Here is a 22,170-nt window from a genome sequence, read left to right on the forward strand (position 1 = left end):
TCTCTTATTGATTTGTCATTAGTATAAAAAAAATCAGCATAGAAAAATATGCTGAATCTGGCTCTCTTTATATTCAAAAGTGCTATTGTGTTTCTTTCTTCAGGAGAATCCAACGTAAAAAGCCTGTCCCCTCCCTCTCCAAATGTGTTATATTCTAAAAAAGGAGGAGGTAGCGTGTCTCTAGTAAAAAGCAATGATGTTCAAGATTTAGAAGCGGTGAATGAGGAAGTTGTGTATCAAAATCCGCTACTTTATTTAAAAATATGGGAAATTTATAATCGCACAAGAGATATGAGAACTTTAGAAGAGCACCGCTGGCATTATCATAAAGAAGTGGAACTGCTCGCTATTATAGATGGCTATTTAGGTATGCAAAGTAAAGACCATTATACTGTGCTCGGCCCTGGGGATGTTAGAATTTTTGGAGCCTCTCAACTGCACCGCACCCACCAGCTTTATACGGATAAATTGCGTTACATTGTATTCCAAATTGACCTACAAAAACACTTTGATCAAAGTACAATGCCTTATCTCTACTGCTTCTCTGAACTTACTCAACCTTTAGATGTGATGAATTATATTTTTGAAGAAAACAACATGGTAAAAACGGAGTTTCATACTTTAATAACGGAAATTTTCACAGAATCTCAGTCAAAGCTGAACGGTTATGAAATCGCTATCAGTTCAATGATAAAACGAATTATGCTCTTACTTCTTAGACATGATACACGCAACCTTTTAAGTTATACAGAAAAAGCTGCCCTACACCGCCTGCAGCCTGTGCTCTCCTATATAGATCAAAACTTAGAAAACAAGATTACCGTAGAAGAAGCATGTTCATTATTAAATTTAAGCTACCACTATTTCATCAAATATTTTAAGAAAACGATGGGCAAATCATTTATTGATTATGTAAATTATAAGCGCATAAAAAAAGCAGAATGTTTACTAATGACAAGTGATTTTAGCATTGAAAATATTGGCTATGACGTTGGCATCCCTAACATGGCTCAATTTTATAAATTGTTCAGAAGATACAATAACTGTTCACCGAAAGAATTTAAAGAGCGAATGAGGAATGAAGGATAAGAGACCGTGAATACGTACAAGAACAGACAAATCTGCCTGTTCTCGTGCGTAGTTCTCATTTAGTTTATTAACAACCGTAACCGCCGTAGCCGCCGCCATAGCCACCACCGTAGCCACCGCCAACATAAGCAGTACCTACAATGATTAGTAGAATGAATAGAACAACAACTAAAGCAAAGCCTTTTCCAGATCCACCTGAGCTCATTACCTCCACCACCTTCTGTATTAATGTATGATATCTTATGAAAGCAGTAGTGAAAGTGGACTAGACGATGGCCTTTTCTGTCCTTTATTTAATTTTAAAGAAAGACATTTAGCACAATAAAAAAAGCTGTCCGGGGACAGCTTACACCTAACTTTCTGTTGTCTTTAATCCGCGCTCTTTTAACGGTCCTTCGACTGCTTCAAAAATCTTGCCTGCGATTACTTCCATTCCTTTATCATTTGGATAAAGATTGTCGCTAACTCCGTTATACGTTTGAACGCCTTTTCTTCCTACATTTGAACTGCTGCTCCAAACTTCAGAAAGATCAACAACAGGAAAATCATGCTCTTCCCCGACTGTTTTTACGGCTTCATCAAAAGCTTGGCAGCGCTCTCCAGCACTCCACGTTGTTAGAAGTACAACTTGAGGTTTTGAAGTTCCTTCTCCTGTTAGGTCATCAACAAGAAGGTCTAGCTGCTTTTGAAACGTATCAAGGGGGATATTGTTTTTGGCACTGCAGTCGCTTGTCCCAAATTCAATTGAAACAAGATCAGGCTCTTGCTTGTTGATCTCTGGAACAGCATCAAGCCCGTGCATAAGCAATGCTTCATGTGCACTATGTCCTTCTAGTGATACTTTGTAGTTCATCTCTTCTTGGATATAATTGCTTAACACACTTGCAAACTTTTTGTCTTCTTTTGAAGCATAGTAGCCTGCTGTTAAGCTAGAACCAAGCGGTGAGTATGTAAATTCTTCTCCTTTAAAATCCACTTTCTCATTTTTGTAAGGATGTTCCTCTTCTGTATCTGGCTCAGTACTTGCTGCTACCGCCTTATCAATCTCTTCTTGACTACTTCCTGCACTTGCTTCTCTTGCAATATTTCTCTCTTTCATTTGCCCTACCACCATCACACCAATAAAAGCTAGTAAAAGAACAAAAATCAACAGGTTTGTTTTTGAGCTCCCCACTATAAGATCCTCCATTTTTTATAAAATTAAGTTTAATTATACACTATTTTCATAATAATGGATGTTTTTCTCTTATTTTGGAATAAGAGAATTTTAATAGAGCAAGGATCATTCTAGCAATTGGTATAGCAAGAAAATTAGTATAGTGGTAATATCTTACTTAGCATTCATTACCAAAAAAAAGCAAATAGAGAATCCATGGATTGGAGTGAAGAACAATAGTTGAAGATATAAACGCAAAAAAACGAAAAAAGTTCGTTTTCCCTCTACTTTTTATCATCGTTGCAGCACTACTGCTCGTTTTCTTATGGTATCAAGGAATCTTCATTCCTAACGCTCGTGGCGCAAAGGATTATCCTGTGAGGGGCGTTGATGTCTCCGCTTATCAAGGAGACATCGATTGGAAGACATTAGCGAAGCAAGACGTGGACTTTGCTTTTATTAAATCAACTGAAGGAAGCAGTCATGTTGATCAGTATTTTGAAGACAATTGGGAAGATGCGAAAAGGACATCATTACGGACTGGTGCTTATCACTTCTTCAGCTTTGATAGTTCTGGTGTAACGCAAGCTCAAAATTTTATTAAAACAGTGCCTCGTGAGGAAGGATCCTTGCCTCCTGTTATTGATGTTGAGTTTTATGCTGACAAAAAAAAGAACCCTCCAAATCGCAGTGAAGTTGAAAAAGAACTTCAAACAATGGTAAAAAAACTCGAGGAGCATTATAAACAGCCTGTTATTCTTTATACAACAAGAGAGGCTTATGATTTGTATATTAAGGATAGTTTCAAGCAGTGTGATATATGGATAAGAGATGTTTTTACAAAACCTTCGTTATCTGATAAGAGAACGTGGACGTTTTGGCAATATACAGATCGAGAAAAGTTAGAAGGATACGATGGTGAAGAAAAGTTTATTGATGTTAATGTTTTCAATAGTAGTGAAAAAGAGTTTAAAAAGTATGGATACTAAATAAAAAAGGACACTGACGAATAAGTATCCTTTAATATTAGAGGCTTTATTTAGATAGCTGATTGATCTTCTCATGTAAATCTTGAATTTGCTTTTCTAGCGCCTTTAACCGATCATCTTGTTGACCTGTTTCTTGTTGTTGTGTAACTTGGGCTTCTATTTCCTCGTCAATAGCAAGTTTGGCTGCATATGTGGCAAGTGCATCTCCTACAGTTACAAGGATACCTGCTAGTAATGCTATTTTAAGGCTAGAAGCTAGTTTAATTTCTTCCCCCTCTAGCGTAGAATCTTTAAACTGCTCATTATTTATCATACAAACCTACCCCATTTATAAATTATTAACGATTACTCCTAATGTATTCTAAATGAAGGCAAATGGTTAACTTGATCTATTTTCACATAACCATTTGCCTAACGTCTTTTCCATTCTGCTCATTTCAATTGCCTTCATTTTCACTTCTCCTAGATAACTTACTTTTGTTCCCATAAAAAAACACCTTTTCGTTATAGTTCGGTCATTTGTATCCGATCTTTAACAAAAAGGTGTTTTTTATTTGTCTCACGTCATGGGGGTTGTCCCTCTCTTCATATCAAAAAGAATGGAGATAGATTTGATATTAATCCAAGAAATCAGGCTGTTCCTTTTGAAGGTTCTCCCAAAGAGGTTGAAAGCTTAGCCATCCTTCATATTCGGTTCCCGTCTGCTCAGCGGTTAACATTGCATGTTTTTTGTCAATGGGAATTGGTTTTCCAGCCGCTTCAGCCATTAACTGTGCCTGGCACGAACGTTCCATGGTAATAAACCACCAAGCAGCGGAATCAACGGATTGTCCTACTGTTAATAATCCATGGTTACGCAAAATAACCGCTTTATAATGGCCGAGAGCTTTTGCGATCCGTTGTCCCTCTTCAGTCGCATAAACTACACCCGTAAAATCATCGAATAACCCATGGTCATTATAAAATTGACAAGCATCCTGGGTAATCGGATCGAGTAATCGACCTAATGTAGACCATGTTTTTCCGTATACCGAATGAGCATGTGCCGCTGCCACTACATCCGGTCGAGCATTATGGATTTCTGAATGAATAGCAAAGGCAGCTCCATTAAGAGGCTGATCGCCTTCTACAATTTCTCCTTTATGGTTAACAAGTAAAAGGTCGGATACACGAACTTGACTGAAATGTTTTCCGTACGGATTGACCCAGAAATGATCTGTATATTCTGGATCCCGTACTGTAATATGACCTGCTATCCCCTCATCGAAACCGAATTTGGAAAAGAGACGGAAAGCAGCAACCAGCCGTTCCTTGCGATGCCTACGCTCTTCTGCTACTGTTTCAAACATTGGGATCTTTAAATAAGTTGTATTATTCATTATTTTTCTCCTCCTAGAAGTAAAAGGTTTGGCGTTTCTTGGCAACTTAATCTACCAAATTAAAATTATGATGATACGCGTTTCTCTTTGTATAGGACCATTTTCTTGAATGAAATAAAAGGTATTATTTGTAAGGTGATCGAAGTTAATTCAGAAGATGTTATTTTATTTAGCGTTGGAACGTACTATTTAACATTAAGGAGAAAGAAAATTATAAAGAAAGTGGGAGATCGATTGGATACAAAAGAGATATTGAAGCGATTCGAACAGGTGGTTACATACTATATTGAAGAGTTAAGTAAATATTCTCTAGATGAGTTTACGAGGAAGCCTTCTGAGGATGAATGGTCATTAGGACAAATGTACAATCATTTAATAAAGTGCACTCTTGATCTTCATTTGAAAGCAATTGAGCAATGTGCTAATGGCAATGCTTCCGAAGGCGGTAAAAAAACAGAAATAGGTGAATCGATTTTTAAAGAAGGAACGTTTCCTCCAATCAAAGTAAAAGGTCCGGATACACCGGATTTCACACCGCCAAATCCTACAGGAAAAGAAGCGGTAAAGGAAGGACTTCTTCAAACCAATGAGAAAATGCGGGAGATCGAAAGAAAGCTCTCTGACATCCCAGCAAGCCAGAAAGGTCAGCACCGGGCAATGGGATATTTAAATGCAGAGGAATATTTTCAGCTAATCGAAATGCATTTCCGACACCACTTACGGCAAAAAGAGCGAATCGATCAGTTTCTTTCAAAAGTAAGTAAGTAATGTATATAAGATGTTTCATTACATGTTGAGCAATCCATAAAAGAAGCCCTTGATACTCTTCGTATCAAGGGCTTCTATCACTTTATTAGTCTCTTAATAAAGCGTCATATATTGGTCACGTTCCCATGGATGTACTTGCGTACGGAACATATCCCACTCGATTTCTTTCGCTTCGATGAAGTGTTCGAATAAGTGTTTTCCTAGGGCATTAACCATTACTTCGTTTGATTTAAGCTCTTCAAGCGCTGCAGCAAGTGTTGCTGGAAGGTCTGAGATGCCTTCTTGTTCACGCTCTGGCTTGTTCATAACGTAGATGTTGCGGTCGATTGGTTTTGGCGGAGTTAGTTTGTTTTTAATTCCGTCAAGACCTGCTGCAAGCATAACAGCGATTGCTAAGTATGGGTTTGCTGCAGGGTCAACGCTACGTACTTCAACACGTGTGCTAAGACCACGTGATGCTGGGATACGGATTAACGGGCTGCGGTTTTGTGCAGACCAAGCAACATAACATGGTGCTTCATATCCAGGTACAAGACGTTTGTATGAATTAACTGTTGGGTTTGTTACAGCTGTAAAGCTTGTTGCGTGCTTAACAATTCCTGCGATAAACTGGCGAGCTGTGTCGCTTAGTTGAAGGTCAGCATCTTTATCGAAGAACGCATTTTCTCCATTATTAAATAGAGATAAGTTGCAGTGCATACCAGAACCGTTAACACCGAAAAGGGGTTTTGGCATAAATGTCGCATGTAGTCCGTGTTTGCGTGCGATTGTTTTGACAACAAGCTTGAACGTTTGGATGTCATCGCATGCTCTTAGGGCATTTGCATATTTGAAATCGATTTCGTGCTGACCAGGAGCAACCTCATGGTGAGATGCTTCAACCTCAAAGCCCATTTCTTCGAGCTCAAGCACGATATCACGACGGCAGTTTTCACCTAAGTCTGTTGGTGCTAGGTCAAAATATCCGCCTTTATCGTTTAGTTCAAGAGTTGGCTCTCCCTTTTCATCTAACTTGAATAAGAAGAATTCTGGCTCAGGTCCAAGATTGAAATCTGTGAAGCCTAGTTCTTCCATCTCTTTTAAGATGCGCTTCAAGTTGTTACGAGGGTCCCCTTCGAATGGAGTGCCGTCTGGATTGTAGATGTCACAAATAAGACGAGCTACTTTTCCTTTTTCAGACGTCCATGGGAACACTACCCATGTGTCAAGATCCGGATATAAGTACATATCAGATTCTTCAATACGAACAAATCCTTCAATTGAAGATCCGTCAAACATCATTTTGTTATCAAGCGCTTTTTCAAGCTGACTTGAAGGAATTTCAACGTTTTTGATCGTTCCTAGGATATCCGTAAACTGCAAGCGGATATATTTTACGTTCTCTTCGTTCGCCATTTTGAAAATGTCTTCTTTTGTGTACTTTGCCATCATTTATCCTCCCCTGAATAACTAAAACTAGTAATTTATTTAGAATACTTCAAAATGAAGTAACCCTTACATTATTAATGGAAAAAGCGTGACATATCCCCTTGATTTAACGCTGTGCGGTTTTGTCTTCCCGCTTGGTGCGTAATTTCAGAGCGCCATAGTTTGCGAAGTTCTTCTTCGCTCATTTCTTGGTCTGGCGTCTTTACTTCTGTTTTTGTATACTTGCCTTTTTCCTTTTGAACTTCGAAAATTTGCTTGATTCCAGCTAAATTGACGCCTCTTTCAATTAGTTCCTTGATTTCAAGAAGCTTATCAACGTCGTTAAATGTGAAAAGACGTCGATTTCCCTCTGTTCTCGCAGGAGCAATAAGATCGTGTTCCTCATAGTAACGAACTTGCCTTGCTGATAGTTCTGTCAATTTCATAACGATACTCATTGGAAATAAAGGCATGTTTCGACGAATATTATCACCCATATTTCGTTCCTCCTTTACTTATCTACCCTTATTGTAGAACATGTAAATTCCTGTGTCAATTATATGTTAGTTTTTCTAACATTATTTTTTATGAATTTTCAGACGCAGTGTTTTTTCCCTTTGTTCTATGGCCTTAGAGCCGCTAGGAACAAAGGGTCATCATCAGCAATTCACATTATTTTTCTTTTGTATATATTAACTAAATCTTTTTTATGAAAGCGTTACAGAGCTAACAATTCTTTTTCGATTAACGACATTACAGCGGACAGAATCGCAATCTTTACGTGCTCATATGTTAGTCCGCCTTGTACATATGCTACAAATGGAGGACGAATCGGTCCGTCCGCCGTTAATTCAAGGCTTGCTCCTTGGATGAACGTACCCGCTGCCATAATCACGTCATCTTCATAGCCAGGCATATAGCTTGGGTACGGGGTAACGTGTGAATTAATTGGTGAAGCATATTGAATGGCTTGGCAAAAAGCAACCATTTTGTCTCGCTCATCAAACTGAACAGATTGAATAAGGTCTGTCCGGCTTTCATGCCATTTTGGGCTTGTATTCATGCCAAGACGTTCTAGAAGCGCAGATGTAAAAATCGCCCCTTTTAATGCTTGCGCCACAGTGTGCGGCGCCATAAAGAAGCCTTGATACATTTCTTGAAGGCTGTATAGTGATGCACCTGCTTCACTGCCAAGTCCTGGTGCTGTCATACGGTATGAGCAAAGCTCAACAAGGTCACCACGACCCGCAATATAGCCACCGATTTTCGCCAAACCGCCGCCCGGGTTTTTAATAAGCGAGCCTGCCATAAGATCTGCGCCAACGTGTGATGGCTCCATTGTTTCAACAAATTCACCGTAACAGTTATCAACAAAAACAATAACGTCTGGGTTAATGCTTTTGACGAAAGTAATCATTTCCCGAATTTGTTCCACAGTAAACGACGGACGAATGCCATATCCTTTTGAACGCTGAATGCCAATCATTTTCGTGTGTTCATTCATGCTTTCTTTTACAGCTTCGAAATCTACATTTCCGTCTTCCCCTAGCGGAACAGCATGATAGCCAATGTTAAAGTCTTTTAACGAGCCAATGCCTTCTTTGCCTCTAATACCGACAATTTCTTCAAGTGTATCGTACGGCTTTCCTGTGATATATAAAAGCTCGTCCCCTGGGCGAAGCACGCCAAATAGCGCTGTTGAAATGGCATGCGTTCCTGAAATAATTTGCGGACGTACAAGAGATGCATCTGTTCCGAACACGTCAGCATAAACGCGTTCAAGCGCATCTCTTCCAATATCGTCATAGCCATATCCTGTTGATGGTGTAAAGTGCACGTCGCCAATTTGATGCTCACGGAAACTTTTTAACACGCGATGCTGGTTGTATTGAGCAATTACATCTACTTCCCCGTGTCTTTCCTTAATGAGTGCTTCTACTTCTTCTGCAATGCGTGCTAATTTTGTTCCGTACAACTTTTCTAACATATTACTTTTCTCTCTCCCTCAATGATTCATACAGCGGATGTGTTTTAGCTATATAGCCGCTGCATTCATATACTTCTTTTTCTTCATTAAAATGAAAAACTTCTAAAATACTGTCGCGTTTTAGAGTTGACAGCCACTCTCCTTCACCTGGCGAAAGCTCTACATTGTAGTGCTCCATCGAAGATTTGATAAGATCGCTCGTTTTAGTTTTAAGATCTTCAATATCCTTAGCGTCAAGCGCTGAGATTAATAAGGACTCTGTTGTAGACGGGATAAATTCCGGATCCACTTCATCCTTCTTATTATAAACGGTTAACATCGGTACGTCTGTAACATTTAATTCTTCTAAGAGTTTATGTACCGTTTTTTCATGTGTTGTGTAATCTGGATTTGAACTGTCAACAACGTGTAAAATAAAATCGGCTTCTGTTACTTCTTCAAGCGTTGAACGGAAAGCAGCAACAAGCGTTGTTGGCAAGTCTTGAATAAATCCAACCGTATCTGTTAGTAAAATGTCAAGTCCTGATGGAAGCTGCGTTTTGCGTGTTAGCGGATCAAGCGTTGCAAAAAGCTGGTTTTCCTCAAATGTCCCTGCATTTGTCAATTTGTTAAAAAGCGTTGACTTCCCTGCGTTTGTATAGCCAACAAGCGACACTTGAATCGACTGATTTTCCTTACGACGTGCTCTGTAGCGTTTGCGGTGTTCAACAACTGTTTTTAGCTGCTGTTTTAAATCATGAATTCTGCCGCGAATGTGACGTCGGTCTGTTTCAAGCTTTGTTTCCCCAGGTCCGCGCGTTCCGATTCCGGCTCCAAGACGAGATAAATTCACACCTTGCCCTGACAAGCGAGGTAATAAATAGTTGAGCTGTGCAAGCTCAACTTGCAGGTGTCCTTCTTTTGTTGCAGCGCGCTGTGCAAAGATATCTAAAATAAGCTGCGTTCTGTCAATAATCCGAACGCTTAGCATGTCTGTTAAGTTGCGAAGCTGACTTGGTGAAAGCTCGTCATTGAATACAACAAGATCAGGCTCTGTTTCTTCAACAGCTGCGAGCAGTTCTTCAAGCTTTCCTTTTCCGATATATGTAGCAGGATGGACTCGTTCACGCTTTTGCGTTAGCGTCAAAATTACTTCTCCACCAGCCGTTTCTGTTAACGACTCGAGCTCATCTAACGAATGGCCGAAGCGAACCTCGTCATCCCCTGGAAGCTGACAGCCAACAAGTACAGTTTTTTCCTTTTCATTTCGTTGTAAAGTATGCAAACTTTTTCCTACTTTCTTCTCATATATTCACCTAATTGCTAAATCAATCCTATCATAGCAAAAAGATGCGGGAGTTTACAAAATTTTTAAAGCTTTTATTTTAAAATGCCCGATATCCTCTTGAATAAATAGAGAAATCGGCATACAATTTGAATGATTTCGTATTTATGGGGGTTGAGTCTGGCGTGACGTGGGAAGTGTTAAGCATCATTGGAACAATTGCGTTCGCAATCAGCGGCGCGATTATCGCCATGGAAGAAGAATATGATATTTTGGGCGTTTATATTTTAGGGATTGTTACCGCATTTGGTGGAGGTGCCATCCGAAATGTGCTAATCGGCGTTCCGGTTTCCACGCTTTGGGATCAAAGCATGTATTTCCACATTGCGCTTATTTCGATTACACTGGTCTTTTTATTTCCTAATCATTTATTAAAACACTGGCACAAGTGGGGAAACTTAACGGACGCAATTGGGCTTGCCGCATTTGCCATTCAAGGCGCACTTTATGCAACAGAGATGAACCATCCGCTTAGCGCGGTTATCGTAGCCGCTGTTTTAACAGGATGTGGTGGCGGACTTGTGCGTGACTTGCTTGCAAGACGAAAGCCGCTTGTACTGCATGATGAGATTTATGCGGTGTGGGCTGTGATGGCTGCGCTTTTCATCGGGCTTAACATTGCAACAACGCCCATCAGCCTCTATGTTCTTCTTGTTGGAATTGTTGGGCTTCGGATGTGCTCTCTTTTTTATAAATGGCGCTTGCCTTTCAGATCACTTCGCCAAGAAAGAGGAACAGAAATGTAAGAAAAGGTGTCGTCTCAAAACGACACCTTTTCTCCGTCTGATAAAATTAAATCAATACTCTTTAACGTCATCAATTCTTCACGATCGAACTTGTTTGTTGATAAGAGCCGCATGGCTTGCGAGCGAATCGACTTCTCAATCACATTCCTGACATAGCGTCCATTGCTGAAAGTTTGAAGGCTTGACTGTCCTGTTACGTCGTTTAAATGCTGACGAAGTTTATACAGCGCTTCTTTTGTCAGCTCGTATTGACGTTCTTTTAACATTTTATCCGCAATTTGCAAAAGCTCACTTACTGTATAATCTTTAAAATCAATAACAAGTGGAAATCTCGATTTTAAGCCTGGATTCAACATTAAGAAGTTATCCATCTCGCGGGAATACCCCGCTAAGATCAGCACAAACTCTTGATGTCTGTCTTCCATATGTTTTACAAGCGTGTCGATGGCTTCTTTTCCAAAGTCTTTCTCTCCGCCTCGGCCAAGTGAATAAGCTTCATCAATAAATAAAATGCCGCCCATTGCTTTTTTTATGAGATCACGCGTCTTTTGCGCCGTATGTCCGATATATTCCCCAACTAAATCTGCCCGCTCTGCTTCAATTAAATGCCCTTTTGAGAGCACCTTCATTTCAAGAAACAGTTTGGCTAGAAGTCTCGCAACTGTTGTTTTCCCTGTGCCTGGATTTCCTTTGAACATCATATGAAGCGCCTGTTTTTCAGCTTTCAAACCGATTTCTTCGCGCCTTTTGCTCACGTAAAGCCATGCGTACACTTCTTTCACGATGCGCTTCATTTCGTCCATACCAACAAGCTTTGCCATCTCTCTTTCGATATCGCGAAGTGCTTCATGTTTTACCTCTTGCTTTACAACAGGGATAAAGGAGGAAGTTTGAGTTCCATGTGTTTTTTGCGTTTCATTATTTAAAACGATGTTAATTTGACCGTTATTTTTTAGCGTAACTGGTCTCTCCAAGAACGTTCACCTCTTTACTTCTTGTGCTGATTCTCACATCTTCAAAAAACCTCTCTTTCTTTCACTTTATGTTAAAAGAAAAAAATCCATGTTAAAAATCTAAGGTTGTTTAGAAATTTGTTAATGTGGGAATAACCTTTTTAGAGAAAATGCTTTCAAGTTGTGAAAGGAATGTCAAATATGAACAAAGTGAAACAAAAAGCGGCAGAAGACCGCAAAAATCAACTGATCACAAAACTATTAAACGTTGGGTTATATAAAAAGTATGGAAAACATCTTTACGAGTTTTCGCTTCAAGAACTTGAAAAAGAGTATCTCAACCAAACGAACCAAAAAATAATCTCTCGCACATAAATAGAAAAAGAGGCAACCTCATGGTGAGGTTGCCTCTTTTATGTAAAACATAGGCATGAGCGCCTTGTATTTATTCAAATTCCATTGAAACAGGTTTGTTTGGCGCAAACGTCGAGATCGCATGCTTATAGATAAGCTGCTGTTTGCCTTCTGTTTCTAATAAAACGGTAAAATTATCGAACCCTTTTACAAGGCCGCGAAGTTGAAAACCGTTTAGTAGGAATACTGTTACAAATACGTTGTCTTTGCGAAGCTGATTCAAAAACTGATCTTGAATGTTGATTGACTGTTTCATGATATTGCCTCCTCTTTATCTCTATAAGCTAACTATTTCTCGATTATATCCTATTTTCCTTCTATATAAGCAAAAATTTCAGCAAACTTTTCAGAAGGACGAGCACCTGTCATGTCAAACCACTGAATAGGTAAGCGATTGCGGAACCATGTGAGCTGACGTTTTGCATATCGTCTTGAATTGCGCTTTAAGAGCTCAACAGCTTCATCTAAACTTGTGCGCCCTTCCGCAAAATCGTACAGCTCTTTATAGCCGATTGCTTGAACAGACTGCGCCTCTTTATTAATTCCTCTTTCAATTAAATCTGAAACCTCTTTTAAAAGTCCCTTACTCATCATAATATCAACGCGCTCGTTGATTCTCGCATATAGCTTCTCTCTCTCCATTGTAAGCCCAATAAAGACTGCATCATAAAGAAGCTCATGCTTTTCTTCGTCAACGTGCTCACTAAACGGCGTTCCTGTTGTTTCGTATACTTCAAGTGCGCGGATGACCCGTCTTGTGTTATTCATATGAATGCGCTCTGCGCTTAGCGGATCCACTTTTTGGAGCTCACTGTGAAGCACTTCTGCTCCTACGCGACCTAGGCGCTCTTCTAGACGCATGCGAACCGCACTGTTTGCTTTTTCTTTTGTAAACTCGTAGTCGTAAAGTGCCGCTTGAATGTAAAGCCCTGTACCGCCTACAATCATCGGCAGCTTTCCTCTACTTGTAATATCGTGCATTTTTTCGCGCACAAGCTTTTGAAATTCGGCAACAGAGAAACTTTCATCTGGATCCTTAATGTCAATAAGATGATGCACGACACCATCCATCTCTGCTTCCGTAATTTTCGCTGTACCAATATCCATGCCCCGGTAAATTTGCATCGAGTCTCCTGATATAATCTCAGCGTTCAGCTTTTTTGCGAGCTTTATGCTTAGCTCGGTTTTTCCAACGGCCGTTGGACCGATAATTACGACCACTTTTTCTTTCGCTGTCAAACTCTCACCACTTTTCTGTTCTTCAACCCTTATATCCAATATGACAAGATTTATACGTATATTCACGTTTTTTGTCTCATTTTGTATTCTACGCGGAACGCTCCCCTATATTCAAGAGCCGTTTGGTCCTATGAACTAAAAATTGCCGTCTCTAAGCTTTATCGCTTCCTTCATGAGTGATGGACCGAATTCTTCTTCGTATTTCTTATAAAGAGGAGATAGCGCTTCAAGCCACTCTTTACGCTCTTTTTTCGTTAATGTGTGAATGTTCATTGACGAGTTTTCGCGGATATACTGAAGCTGCTCTTTGTTTTTTTCAAGCGCCTCTTTCTCATTCCACGCTGTTGCTTCTTTCATGGCTTCTAAAATAATGTTCTTCGTTTCCTCATCTTGTTCATCCCAAAATGAACGATTAATCATTACTGCATAAGCAAGATAGCCGTGATTCGTGATTGTCATGTTTTGCTGAACATTATAAAATCCTTTTGAATAAATGTTAGACACCGTATTTTCTTCCCCATCAATTTCCTTCCTATTAAGCAAAGAATAGGTATCGTTGAACTGGTGCTGAATACCGTCTGCTCGAAGCATTGTAAACTGAGCATCTAAGACAGGACTTTGCATAATCCGAAATTTTTGTCCGCTCACATCTTCAGGTTTTTTAATCACTTTCTCATTTGTTGTAAGCTGCTTAAAACCGTTAGACCATAGAGCAATCCCTTTAATATCTGTTCCATCTAATGTTTGTAACAGCTCTTTTCCAATGGGTCCTTCAAGTCCATGTCGAACGGCTTCCTCATTCGGAAAAATGAACGGCAAGTCAAGTACGCCCCATTTTGGTGACAGCATTTGGAGCTTTGAAGTTGCGGGTGCAATCATCTGTACTTTTCCTTCTTCTAATGCTGAGACTTCTTCAATATCTGAATAAAGACTTCCATTTGGAAAAACAGCCACTTTGATTTTACCGTCTGACTTTTCTTCTACAAGTCTAGCAAACCTGTCTACTGCGAGCCCTTTTGGCGTATTTTCGGCAACAACGTGACTGAACTTAATTAAGACTTGATCCCTTAATCCTTTCTGATCATCATCATAAGGAAGTTCCTTAAAAGGAAAAAGATGATGGAATCCAAATCCGATAGCGGTTACAATACCAGTAAATAAAAAAAGGATAAGAAGAATTGTTTTTTTCACATCATCCCTACCTTTCTTTTTAAAGCTTTTTCATACTATTATTATAGGATAAGTTAGCTTATAAAACATATTTATTTTCTACTTGAGAGGATCCTGCCATGCTCAAAAAACTATCAATAAGCTGGAAAATTACAACTCTATCATACGCAATTGTTCTTTTCTCACTTTTAATTGCCGGGATTTTTTTAGTCGGGATTGTTGGTCAAACAAAAGAACAGGAAATTGGGATGCGTTCAATGAACACAGCGAGAACAGTCGCAGAGCTCACAGATGTTGAGGAAATGCTCCGGGAAAAAGAAGGCTGGAAGAAACTGAATCCGATTATTGAACGGCTTAGAATCATCAACGGAGCAGACTATATTGTTGTGATGAATATGGAGCATATCCGCTACTCTCATCCGGCAAATGAGTTGCTAGGGAAAGTATCAAAGGGACGAGATGAAGACGCAGCATTTGCTGAACATATTTATCTATCAAAAGCACGCGGAGAATTAGGAACGTCCTTGAGAGCTTTTGTTCCTATTAAAGATGAGGAGCTTAATCAAATTGGCGTTGTCCTTGTTGGCAAAACACTCCCTAGCACATGGGATATTTTGATGAACTTGAAAAAAGAAATTTTCATTGTTTTATTTATTACGCTCCTCTTTGGCGTCATTGGCTCTTTTATGCTTGCACGACATATTAAAAATCAAATGTTCAAGCTTGAGCCACATGAAATTGTCCGCATTCTTGAAGAACGAACAGCCACATTTCATGCGTTGAATGAAGGGGTAATTGCGATTGACAATAAAGAAGAGATTACGATTTTCAACGAGAAAGCGCGCTCCATTTTTAATGTCCAAGGCGAGGTAGTCGGAAAGCCGATTCGTTCGGTATTAAAAGACACTCACCTTCCTGAGATTCTTTATTCAAATCGTCACGTGCATAATCAGGAAATTCAAATGAGCGGCAAGCGGATTTTTAGCAATCGCTTTCCGATTAAAGTAAACGATGAGCGCATTGGAGCTGTGGCAATTTTTCAAGATCGCACAGAAGTGGCCGCGCTTGCTGAAGAATTAACAGGCGTAAAAAACTTCGTCGATGCCCTGCGTGTACAAAATCATGAGCATATGAACAAGCTTCATAGCATTGCAGGCCTTATTCAGCTTGGACGTACAGCAGAAGCTCTTCAGTTTGTTTTTCAAATTTCAAAAGAGCAAGAAAAGCTCACAAACTTTCTTAATGAGCATATTCACCATCCTGCTGTGTCAGGGCTGCTCTTAAGCAAAGTAAGCCGCGGCAAAGAGCTTGATATTGACGTTGTGATTGATCCTAACTCATCGCTTACAGACTTTCCCCCAGGCCTTGATTATCACGATTTTGTTATTCTGCTTGGCAACTTGATTGAAAACGCGTTTGATGCCCTTGAAAAAAGCTCACATACCGAAAAGCGAATTGACGTGAGCATTGATGAATCAGAAGGAGTATGCGCGATTCTTGTTGAGGATAATGGAATTGGCATTGAAGATCATGATGTGCCGCTTCTTTTTGACCGACTTTTTACAAAAGGAAAAGAAAGCGGTCAAGGCATTGGCTTATACCTTGTAAAACAAGTTGTTGATAAAGGGGACGGAGAGATTACCGTTACTTCAGATGTTGGCTATGGTACAACCTTTTTAATTACCTTTCCACTCTAGGATGGAGGAACAGCAATGACTAAAAATGACGTTTCAGTTCTTATTATTGAAGATGATCCAATGGTACAAGAACTCAATAAAACATTTATTAATAAAGTGCAAGGATTTACAGTCGTTGGAACAGCAAGCAATGGTGAGGAAGGATTAGAAAAGCTAAAGGAACTGGATCCAGAGCTTGCCCTTCTTGACATTTTTATGCCAAAGCTAAACGGTGTGGCAACACTGCAAAAACTGCGAAACGAAAATTTCACAACAGATATTATCGTTGTTTCTGCTGCAAAAGATGGCGAAACGATCAAAAAAGTGCTCCAAAACGGAGCCATTGATTATATTATGAAGCCATTCACGTTTGAACGCCTTCAGCAAGCGCTTGAAAAATATCGAAACTATCAAAAGCGAATAAACACGGAAAGCACGTTATCACAAGAGCAGCTTGATTCTATTTTATATTCATCATCGAAAAAGGAAAACTTCTCTTCCCTTTTGCCAAAAGGACTTAATGAATTTACGCTCACTGTTATTGTCGATTACTTAAAAGAACAAAGGGAGCCGCACTCAGCTGAAGAAGTTGCCAATGGTGTCGGTATTGCCCGGGTAACAGCTCGACGCTACTTAGATTATTTAGAAAAAACAAAAGCCGTTAAAATTGATATTCAGTACGGAGGCGTTGGTCGCCCTATTAACCGCTACCTTTACGATGAAAATCATTACTAGAAGACGGACCTGTAAGAAAAGAGCTTCAGCATGCTGAGGCTCTTTTTATTTACCTCAAAGCCATTTCTGTTAGTCTATTTCTCGACAATCTTTCGGGAGATTTCCTTCTGTTATTCATTCTTCGATCATTCGAAAAAAAGAGCGTTTTGCTTTTTTAAGTTTTAAAAGAAAAGGTTGAGACCAAAAAGACCAAAATGTCCGATAAGTTCATAAAATGTTCAAAAATATTTGAAAGCGATATCATTTATTTATAGAGTTGTTGATTAAGGGGACAAAGGGGATGAAATACGATGAAGAGACTTTTTAAAAATTTAACGTTTCAAGTGCTAACAGCCATCGCGCTGGGGGTGCTTGTTGGGCTTATTTGGCCAAACATCGGAAAAGAACTAAAGCCGCTCGGCGACACGTTCATTAATGCTGTTAAAATGGTTATTGCTCCCATTATCTTTTTAACGATTGTACTTGGTATCGCAAAAATGGGCGATATGAAGAAAGTTGGAAAAGTTGGCGGAAAAGCATTCATTTATTTTGAAGTTGTCACAACGCTCGCACTTGTAATTGGACTCGTTGTAGTAAACCTTGTAAAGCCTGGAGCAGGTCTTGATTATGATTCACTTGATAAAGGAGACGTTTCGGCATACACAACAGAAAGTGGAGAAGCAAAAGGCATCGACTGGATTGAATTTGTGACTCATATTGTTCCTTCTAATATGGTTGATGCATTTGCAAAAGGTGATATTTTACAAGTTCTCTTCTTCTCTATTCTATTCGGAGTAGGTTTAGCCGCAATTGGGGATAAAGGAAAAGGCATTATTGACTCATTAGATAAACTTTCACTCGTATTCTTTAAAATTATTGGTTATGTGATGCGCGCTGCCCCAATTGGAGCGTTTGGAGCTATTGGTTATACGATCGGGCATTTCGGATTAACATCCCTTCTACCGCTTGCAAAGCTTATGCTCTCTGTTTATATTACAATGTTCTTATTTATCTTTGTTGTTCTTAATATCATTTGTAAAATGTACGGCTTTAGCTTATGGAATTACTTGCGCTTCATTAAAGACGAAATTTTAATTGTACTTGGTACAAGCTCTTCTGAATCTGTTCTTCCTCGTATGATGAACAAAATGGAGCGCTATGGCTGTTCAAAGTCTGTTGTTGGTCTTGTTATTCCAACAGGATATTCTTTTAACCTTGATGGAACGTCGATTTATCTTTCAATGGCCGTTGTCTTTTTAGCGCAAGTGTTTGGCGTTGACTTAACGATTGGTCAACAGCTTATGATTATCCTTATTCTTATGCTAACATCAAAAGGCGCTGCAGGAGTAACAGGAAGTGGATTTATCGTGTTGGCCTCAACGCTTGCAGCACTGCAAGTTATTCCACTTGAAGGTCTTGCTCTTCTTCTAGGCGTTGACCGCTTTATGAGTGAAGGACGCGCAATTGTAAACTTAATCGGAAACGGAATTGCAACAATTGTCGTAGCGAAAAGTGAGAATGAGTTTGATCGTGAGAAAAACGTTGAAGCCATTAAAGAAATCGGCAATAAAATTAAGCCAGCAAGCTAAAAAAATCCCCGTTGCTCTTAAAAGCGACGGGGATTTTTCAGCTGCTATAGCTTCCGCTACGGTAGCGACCTTTATAATGGCGATGGCCATATTTTGAATGTCCTCTTTTATAATCACTGCTTGAGTACGAACGTCCTCTGTAGCGATCACTGCTTGAATAACGTCGACTTGGTCTACGGTGACGACGATCGCTGCTTGAATAGCGACGGTCGCTTCCCATCATATTTTTCAAAAACTTTTTAAACATACTTTTCCCCCCAATTATATGAGATTGTATATCATCATATGCTAAATCCTCTAAATGAACAAGGGATTTACACGTTAAGTTTTTGTAAAGATTATTTCAATTTTCTTATAAACAAAAAAATTTAGTTTTTCAAGCTCTATATTTACGAACAAATTGGTGAAAAAATAAGCCAAAGAGCACAAGAATAATAAGAGAACCAAGCGCAACTCGGCTTGCTAAGTTTCCGTAATCCGCTAATAGGAGCGTAATTGTTCCATATAAAAATGGACCAACAACAGACGATACTTTTCCTGAAAAAGCGAAAAGACCAAAAAACTGACCGCGTTTCTCTTGAGGCGTGAGTTCAATAATAAACGTGCGCGTTGTTACCCATAGTGAACCAAGTGACACCCCAAAAAGGCTTCCTGCCACCCAAAATAGTGCAGAATTTGTTGCGACAACTGCAAAGGATAGAGCCACTATTAAAATGATACCAACCGCTACAATGGACTTCCATGCTCCCCATTTTTTGCAAATAAATCCGAAGACAAATGAGCCGATAATACTAGCAACTGTTGAAACAAGATAAAGTAAAATAAATTCCCCTGCTCCAAAACCAACAATTGCGGTTGAGTAAACGGACATCATCGCAACAGCAGTCGCAATTGCATCATTCAAAAAGAAGTACGCAATCATAAAATAAAAAATGGCTTTATAACTTTTCATTTCTTTAAGTGTTACGATAATATCACGGTACCCACTCCAAAATGAAGCCTTTTCTACCTTTTTCTCCACTTCTTTTTCTTTTGTAAAAAAGATAAAGGGAAGAGAAAACAATAAAAATAAGAGCGCTGTCGGAATAAATGCTTCATGATAATTCCCGCTGCTCACAAATGGATAAATGGATAAGCCAACGAGTGTACCAATATAGCCAACAGCGGTCCCGAATCCGGAAACAACCGCCATGTTTTCTTTTGTACTAATATCGGCTAAAATCGGATCGTAAAACACAAGGCTTGAGTTATAAAAGAATTTAGCAATCACAAAACAAATGATCACAAGAATTAATGAAAGCGGCAGTCCCCCAACTGTTCCACCTTCATCCCCCATGGCTAAAAACCCCATCATCAGCGTAAAAAAGACGGAAACAAGCGTAAATGCCGTCACATACTTTTTCTTTTTGCCCGTTCTGTCAATAAGCACTCCAAAAAGCGGGGCAAAAATGACAAGAAAAAAACTAGAAAAGGCGTTTGCATAAGAAATAAACGTACTTGCAATCTGGTTCATTCGTTCACTGTCTCCGACAACTTCCTGCAGATAAAATGGAAAGAAAATGGTTGTAATATTGGAAGAGAAAATCGTGTTTGCAAAATCGTAAAGCGCCCATGACAAAATCGGCAGCATCATAAAAAGCTTGAAGTTGCTTTTGGGCATCATTTCACTTCGCTTTTTTTCTTCTTGTAGCATACTTCTACCTCTTTCGATTTTTTATAATATATTCGAATTTCTCCCCTTCATTCCCCTTTTGATTCTCATTACTTTTACAATGCTCAACGCAAAAAACTGCTGAGAACATATGCCTCAACAGCCAATAGCTGAAAAAAACCCTAATATATGTATTATAGCTTAAATATTCCAAAATGAATATTTAAGTTTCAATTTAGAACATATAGACCTATTTGTTATAAGTCATCTAGTTCTTTAGACTACCTCCTCCAATTATGGGGATAACGTATAAACAAGTGTTTGTTCTATGGAAAATATGAGAGAGGATAACGTGTGGATTGTTTTTTACAAAAGAGGCGTTGTTCAATAGCTTTTTGTTTCTTATTCCTTTTACATACCGTAACTATTGTATTTTCATTTAGCTTAACGAAAGCTTCTCTCCTCCTTCTGATGAGAAATAGATATAAACTATACTAGATTACTTTATGCTGTTCACAGTCAGCACAAAGCCCTTCAATTGTAAGGCTAAGGTTTAATGGTGTAAAACCGGCAAACATGTCAGCACATTTCGCAAACATTTCTTCTTCTTTGCTGCTAAAATCAAGGGTAATGCCGCACCTTATACAAGATATTCCATAGCGATACAATTGCCTTGTTACAATCTCATAGCGGGACTGGCCAGCATCTTCTTTAATTTCCCTTACAACGTTAACGTCCTTTAAAAGAGCTAAATTTGTATTAATCGTTTTTTTCGTCACATTTGGAAACTTTACCGCCATATTTTGAAAAAGACGCTCTGCTGTTATCGGCAGTTTTGTCTGCAACAAATGCCTAATAATGGCTGCTCGCTGAGGCGTTAGTTTGACTCCTTTGTCCTTTAGCTTGTTTTTATAAAAATTCAGTTCTCCGTTCATTTTCTTCATCATCTCCTTTTTTTAGAGGGGCAAGTAAGGAGATCCCTACTTGCCTCCCTTTCTAGTTTTAGTGCATAGACGTTAAGACCCACACACTTCCAACTACAATAATAATGGCAATGAGACCTGAGGCAATCATTTTCCCAATTTGCCAAAGCTTGTGCTCTCCTTCTGAAATATGCATAAACATAAACAATTGAATGGCTGCTTGAATAAACGCAAGCAGGAACACGAGTGCAACAATTGTTTGGACTGATAAATTTGTGTACAACCCAACCCAAACGGCTAGAAACGTTAGCGCAATCGATAATAGAAAACCTACTACATGTGACCACGGAAAGTGACTATGTTTTTCTGTTTTTTGTTCCATTATTTCACCATCCCTAATAGATAAACGCTTGAGAAAACGAAAATCCATACAAAGTCTAGGAAATGCCAGTATAAGCTTGAAACAAATACTTTTTTCGCTGTATGCGGTGTTAGCCCTCGCTTCATCACTTCAGCGATGATCAGAATCATCCACCCAATTCCAAGCGTTACGTGAAGCCCGTGCGTTCCTGTTAAAACATAAAAGGAAGACCAGTAGGCATTTGTCCCAATTGTCGCGCCTTCATGAACAAGATGGATAAACTCCATCACTTCCATGTATAAAAATCCCCCACCAAACAGAAGTGTTACAAGGAGCCAAAGGAGCATTCCCTTCCTATTTCCTTTACGCATCTCATGAATCGCCAATCCACATGTGAAACTGCTTGTTAATAGAATAAGCGTCATCGCGATTGTATTATTAAGATCAAAAAGGTCGCTAGGAAGAGGTCCTCCTGCTGTTCTACCTTCTAACACAAAATAGGCGGAAAAAATCGTAGCAAAAAGCGCAACTTCTGCTCCTAAAAAGATCCAAAATCCAAATATATTTAATCTCCCAATTCCCGATTTATATTCTAAAGGAACGTTTTCTTCCCCAGCGTTACTAACCTGTGCCAT

25 protein-coding genes are annotated in these 22,170 nt (G+C 39.2%); 8 read left to right on the plus strand and 17 right to left on the minus strand.

What is annotated here, in order from left to right; translation table 11 throughout:
* Positions 1–174: 174 nt before the first annotated feature.
* Complete coding sequence (locus tag MOC86_RS09970) at positions 175–1,089, plus strand: helix-turn-helix domain-containing protein (protein ID WP_268584036.1); 915 nt, start codon at positions 175–177, stop codon at positions 1,087–1,089.
* A gap of 67 nt (positions 1,090–1,156) precedes the next feature.
* Here the strand turns inward: MOC86_RS09970 and MOC86_RS09975 are convergent, their stop codons facing one another.
* Entirely contained in the window at positions 1,157–1,294 is a 138-nt protein-coding gene (locus MOC86_RS09975) for a YjcZ family sporulation protein (RefSeq protein ID WP_268584037.1), read from the minus strand.
* A gap of 147 nt (positions 1,295–1,441) precedes the next feature.
* The gene (locus MOC86_RS09980) at positions 1,442–2,263 is read right to left on the minus strand and encodes an SGNH/GDSL hydrolase family protein (protein ID WP_268584038.1); all 822 of its coding nucleotides are present in this window, start codon (positions 2,261–2,263) and stop codon (positions 1,442–1,444) included.
* 275 nt (positions 2,264–2,538) lie between these two features.
* On the opposite strand from MOC86_RS09980, the gene MOC86_RS09985 reads away from it, so the two are divergent.
* Complete coding sequence (locus MOC86_RS09985; protein ID WP_268584102.1) at positions 2,539–3,234, plus strand: GH25 family lysozyme; 696 nt, start codon at positions 2,539–2,541, stop codon at positions 3,232–3,234.
* 46 nt (positions 3,235–3,280) lie between these two features.
* Here MOC86_RS09985 and MOC86_RS09990 read toward each other — a convergent pair whose 3' ends face one another.
* Together MOC86_RS09990 and MOC86_RS09995 are read right to left on the minus strand one after the other, a co-directional pair.
* A complete protein-coding gene (locus MOC86_RS09990; protein WP_268584039.1) occupies positions 3,281–3,547 on the minus strand; it encodes a hypothetical protein in 267 nt (88 codons plus the stop codon).
* A gap of 304 nt (positions 3,548–3,851) precedes the next feature.
* The gene (locus MOC86_RS09995; protein ID WP_268584040.1) at positions 3,852–4,613 is read right to left on the minus strand and encodes a class II aldolase/adducin family protein; all 762 of its coding nucleotides are present in this window, start codon (positions 4,611–4,613) and stop codon (positions 3,852–3,854) included.
* A gap of 105 nt (positions 4,614–4,718) precedes the next feature.
* Here MOC86_RS09995 and MOC86_RS10000 point away from each other — a divergent pair, with 105 nt between their 5' ends.
* The gene (locus MOC86_RS10000) at positions 4,719–5,381 is read left to right on the plus strand and encodes a DinB family protein (protein ID WP_326847717.1); all 663 of its coding nucleotides are present in this window, start codon (positions 4,719–4,721) and stop codon (positions 5,379–5,381) included.
* 93 nt (positions 5,382–5,474) lie between these two features.
* Here the strand turns inward: MOC86_RS10000 and glnA are convergent, their stop codons facing one another.
* From glnA to hflX, 4 genes are all read right to left on the minus strand, one after another.
* Positions 5,475–6,809, minus strand: a complete 1,335-nt coding sequence (gene glnA / locus MOC86_RS10005) for a type I glutamate--ammonia ligase (RefSeq protein ID WP_268584041.1) — start codon at positions 6,807–6,809, stop codon at positions 5,475–5,477.
* A gap of 74 nt (positions 6,810–6,883) precedes the next feature.
* On the minus strand, positions 6,884–7,285 hold the full coding sequence (locus tag MOC86_RS10010; RefSeq protein ID WP_019391935.1) for a MerR family transcriptional regulator: 402 nt from the start codon (positions 7,283–7,285) through the stop codon (positions 6,884–6,886).
* 221 nt (positions 7,286–7,506) lie between these two features.
* Positions 7,507–8,775, minus strand: coding sequence for an aminotransferase class I/II-fold pyridoxal phosphate-dependent enzyme (locus MOC86_RS10015; RefSeq protein WP_268584042.1), 1,269 nt, complete (start codon positions 8,773–8,775; stop codon positions 7,507–7,509).
* 1 nt (position 8,776) lies between these two features.
* Positions 8,777–10,039 (minus strand): GTPase HflX, encoded by a 1,263-nt coding sequence (gene hflX / locus MOC86_RS10020; RefSeq protein ID WP_268584043.1) that lies wholly within the window; start codon positions 10,037–10,039, stop codon positions 8,777–8,779.
* A 185-nt stretch (positions 10,040–10,224) separates the two neighbouring features.
* Between hflX and MOC86_RS10025 the strand changes: the two genes are divergently transcribed.
* Positions 10,225–10,845 carry a trimeric intracellular cation channel family protein gene (locus MOC86_RS10025; protein ID WP_243518390.1) on the plus strand — a complete coding sequence of 207 codons (621 nt, stop codon included), beginning with the start codon at positions 10,225–10,227 and terminating at the stop codon, positions 10,843–10,845.
* 14 nt (positions 10,846–10,859) lie between these two features.
* On the opposite strand, the gene spoVK is transcribed toward MOC86_RS10025, so the two are convergent.
* Positions 10,860–11,819, minus strand: a complete 960-nt coding sequence (gene spoVK / locus MOC86_RS10030; RefSeq protein WP_268584044.1) for a stage V sporulation protein K — start codon at positions 11,817–11,819, stop codon at positions 10,860–10,862.
* A gap of 180 nt (positions 11,820–11,999) precedes the next feature.
* On the opposite strand from spoVK, the gene MOC86_RS10035 reads away from it, so the two are divergent.
* Positions 12,000–12,173, plus strand: coding sequence for a Fur-regulated basic protein FbpA (locus MOC86_RS10035; RefSeq protein WP_328122211.1), 174 nt, complete (start codon positions 12,000–12,002; stop codon positions 12,171–12,173).
* Positions 12,174–12,243: 70 nt separating this feature from the next.
* On the opposite strand, the gene hfq is transcribed toward MOC86_RS10035, so the two are convergent.
* The 3 genes from hfq to MOC86_RS10050 form a co-directional block, all read right to left on the minus strand.
* The gene (gene hfq / locus MOC86_RS10040; protein ID WP_019391929.1) at positions 12,244–12,468 is read right to left on the minus strand and encodes an RNA chaperone Hfq; all 225 of its coding nucleotides are present in this window, start codon (positions 12,466–12,468) and stop codon (positions 12,244–12,246) included.
* Between the two features lie 50 nt (positions 12,469–12,518).
* Entirely contained in the window at positions 12,519–13,451 is a 933-nt protein-coding gene (gene miaA, locus MOC86_RS10045) for a tRNA (adenosine(37)-N6)-dimethylallyltransferase MiaA (RefSeq protein WP_268584104.1), read from the minus strand.
* Between the two features lie 135 nt (positions 13,452–13,586).
* The gene (locus MOC86_RS10050) at positions 13,587–14,642 is read right to left on the minus strand and encodes a DctP family TRAP transporter solute-binding subunit (RefSeq protein WP_268584045.1); all 1,056 of its coding nucleotides are present in this window, start codon (positions 14,640–14,642) and stop codon (positions 13,587–13,589) included.
* A gap of 98 nt (positions 14,643–14,740) precedes the next feature.
* Between MOC86_RS10050 and MOC86_RS10055 the strand changes: the two genes are divergently transcribed.
* The 3 genes from MOC86_RS10055 to dctP all read left to right on the plus strand — a co-directional run bounded on the left by MOC86_RS10055 (position 14,741) and on the right by dctP (position 18,600).
* Positions 14,741–16,318: an ATP-binding protein gene (locus tag MOC86_RS10055; protein ID WP_268584046.1), complete on the plus strand. Its 1,578-nt coding sequence runs from the start codon at positions 14,741–14,743 to the stop codon at positions 16,316–16,318.
* Positions 16,319–16,333: 15 nt separating this feature from the next.
* Positions 16,334–17,032 (plus strand): response regulator, encoded by a 699-nt coding sequence (locus MOC86_RS10060; RefSeq protein WP_268584047.1) that lies wholly within the window; start codon positions 16,334–16,336, stop codon positions 17,030–17,032.
* Between the two features lie 290 nt (positions 17,033–17,322).
* A complete protein-coding gene (gene dctP / locus MOC86_RS10065) occupies positions 17,323–18,600 on the plus strand; it encodes a C4-dicarboxylate transporter DctP (protein ID WP_268584048.1) in 1,278 nt (425 codons plus the stop codon).
* Between the two features lie 37 nt (positions 18,601–18,637).
* On the opposite strand, the gene MOC86_RS10070 is transcribed toward dctP, so the two are convergent.
* The 5 genes from MOC86_RS10070 to qoxC form a co-directional block, all read right to left on the minus strand.
* Positions 18,638–18,847: a hypothetical protein gene (locus MOC86_RS10070; RefSeq protein ID WP_243518380.1), complete on the minus strand. Its 210-nt coding sequence runs from the start codon at positions 18,845–18,847 to the stop codon at positions 18,638–18,640.
* Positions 18,848–18,976: 129 nt separating this feature from the next.
* Positions 18,977–20,293, minus strand: a complete 1,317-nt coding sequence (locus MOC86_RS10075) for an MFS transporter (RefSeq protein ID WP_419146623.1) — start codon at positions 20,291–20,293, stop codon at positions 18,977–18,979.
* Between the two features lie 452 nt (positions 20,294–20,745).
* Positions 20,746–21,195: a Fur family transcriptional regulator gene (locus MOC86_RS10080; protein WP_268584049.1), complete on the minus strand. Its 450-nt coding sequence runs from the start codon at positions 21,193–21,195 to the stop codon at positions 20,746–20,748.
* Positions 21,196–21,253: 58 nt separating this feature from the next.
* Complete coding sequence (qoxD, locus tag MOC86_RS10085; protein WP_268584050.1) at positions 21,254–21,556, minus strand: cytochrome aa3 quinol oxidase subunit IV; 303 nt, start codon at positions 21,554–21,556, stop codon at positions 21,254–21,256.
* Positions 21,556–22,170, minus strand: a complete 615-nt coding sequence (qoxC, locus tag MOC86_RS10090) for a cytochrome aa3 quinol oxidase subunit III (RefSeq protein WP_268584052.1) — start codon at positions 22,168–22,170, stop codon at positions 21,556–21,558. The genes qoxD and qoxC overlap by 1 nt, the downstream gene beginning before the upstream one ends.

Origin of the sequence: Priestia endophytica (genome assembly GCF_026790145.1) — a bacterium.
Taxonomy (GTDB): domain Bacteria; phylum Bacillota; class Bacilli; order Bacillales; family Bacillaceae_H; genus Bacillus_I; species Bacillus_I endophytica_A.

Coding starts and splice junctions, on each gene's coding strand:
- MOC86_RS09975 (WP_268584037.1), bottom strand. CDS start 1,294: ATGAGCTCAGGTGGATCTGGAAAAGGCTTTGCTTTAGTTGTTGTTCTA.
- MOC86_RS09990 (WP_268584039.1), bottom strand. CDS start 3,547: ATGATAAATAATGAGCAGTTTAAAGATTCTACGCTAGAGGGGGAAGAA.
- MOC86_RS09995 (WP_268584040.1), bottom strand. CDS start 4,613: ATGAATAATACAACTTATTTAAAGATCCCAATGTTTGAAACAGTAGCA.
- glnA (WP_268584041.1), bottom strand. CDS start 6,809: ATGGCAAAGTACACAAAAGAAGACATTTTCAAAATGGCGAACGAAGAG.
- MOC86_RS10010 (WP_019391935.1), bottom strand. CDS start 7,285: ATGGGTGATAATATTCGTCGAAACATGCCTTTATTTCCAATGAGTATC.
- MOC86_RS10015 (WP_268584042.1), bottom strand. CDS start 8,775: ATGTTAGAAAAGTTGTACGGAACAAAATTAGCACGCATTGCAGAAGAA.
- MOC86_RS10035 (WP_328122211.1), top strand. CDS start 12,000: ATGAACAAAGTGAAACAAAAAGCGGCAGAAGACCGCAAAAATCAACTG.
- hfq (WP_019391929.1), bottom strand. CDS start 12,468: ATGAAACAGTCAATCAACATTCAAGATCAGTTTTTGAATCAGCTTCGC.
- MOC86_RS10055 (WP_268584046.1), top strand. CDS start 14,741: ATGCTCAAAAAACTATCAATAAGCTGGAAAATTACAACTCTATCATAC.
- MOC86_RS10060 (WP_268584047.1), top strand. CDS start 16,334: ATGACTAAAAATGACGTTTCAGTTCTTATTATTGAAGATGATCCAATG.
- dctP (WP_268584048.1), top strand. CDS start 17,323: ATGAAGAGACTTTTTAAAAATTTAACGTTTCAAGTGCTAACAGCCATC.
- MOC86_RS10070 (WP_243518380.1), bottom strand. CDS start 18,847: ATGTTTAAAAAGTTTTTGAAAAATATGATGGGAAGCGACCGTCGCTAT.
- MOC86_RS10075 (WP_419146623.1), bottom strand. CDS start 20,293: ATGCTACAAGAAGAAAAAAAGCGAAGTGAAATGATGCCCAAAAGCAAC.
- MOC86_RS10080 (WP_268584049.1), bottom strand. CDS start 21,195: ATGAAGAAAATGAACGGAGAACTGAATTTTTATAAAAACAAGCTAAAG.
- qoxD (WP_268584050.1), bottom strand. CDS start 21,556: ATGGAACAAAAAACAGAAAAACATAGTCACTTTCCGTGGTCACATGTA.
- qoxC (WP_268584052.1), bottom strand. CDS start 22,170: ATGGCACAGGTTAGTAACGCTGGGGAAGAAAACGTTCCTTTAGAATAT.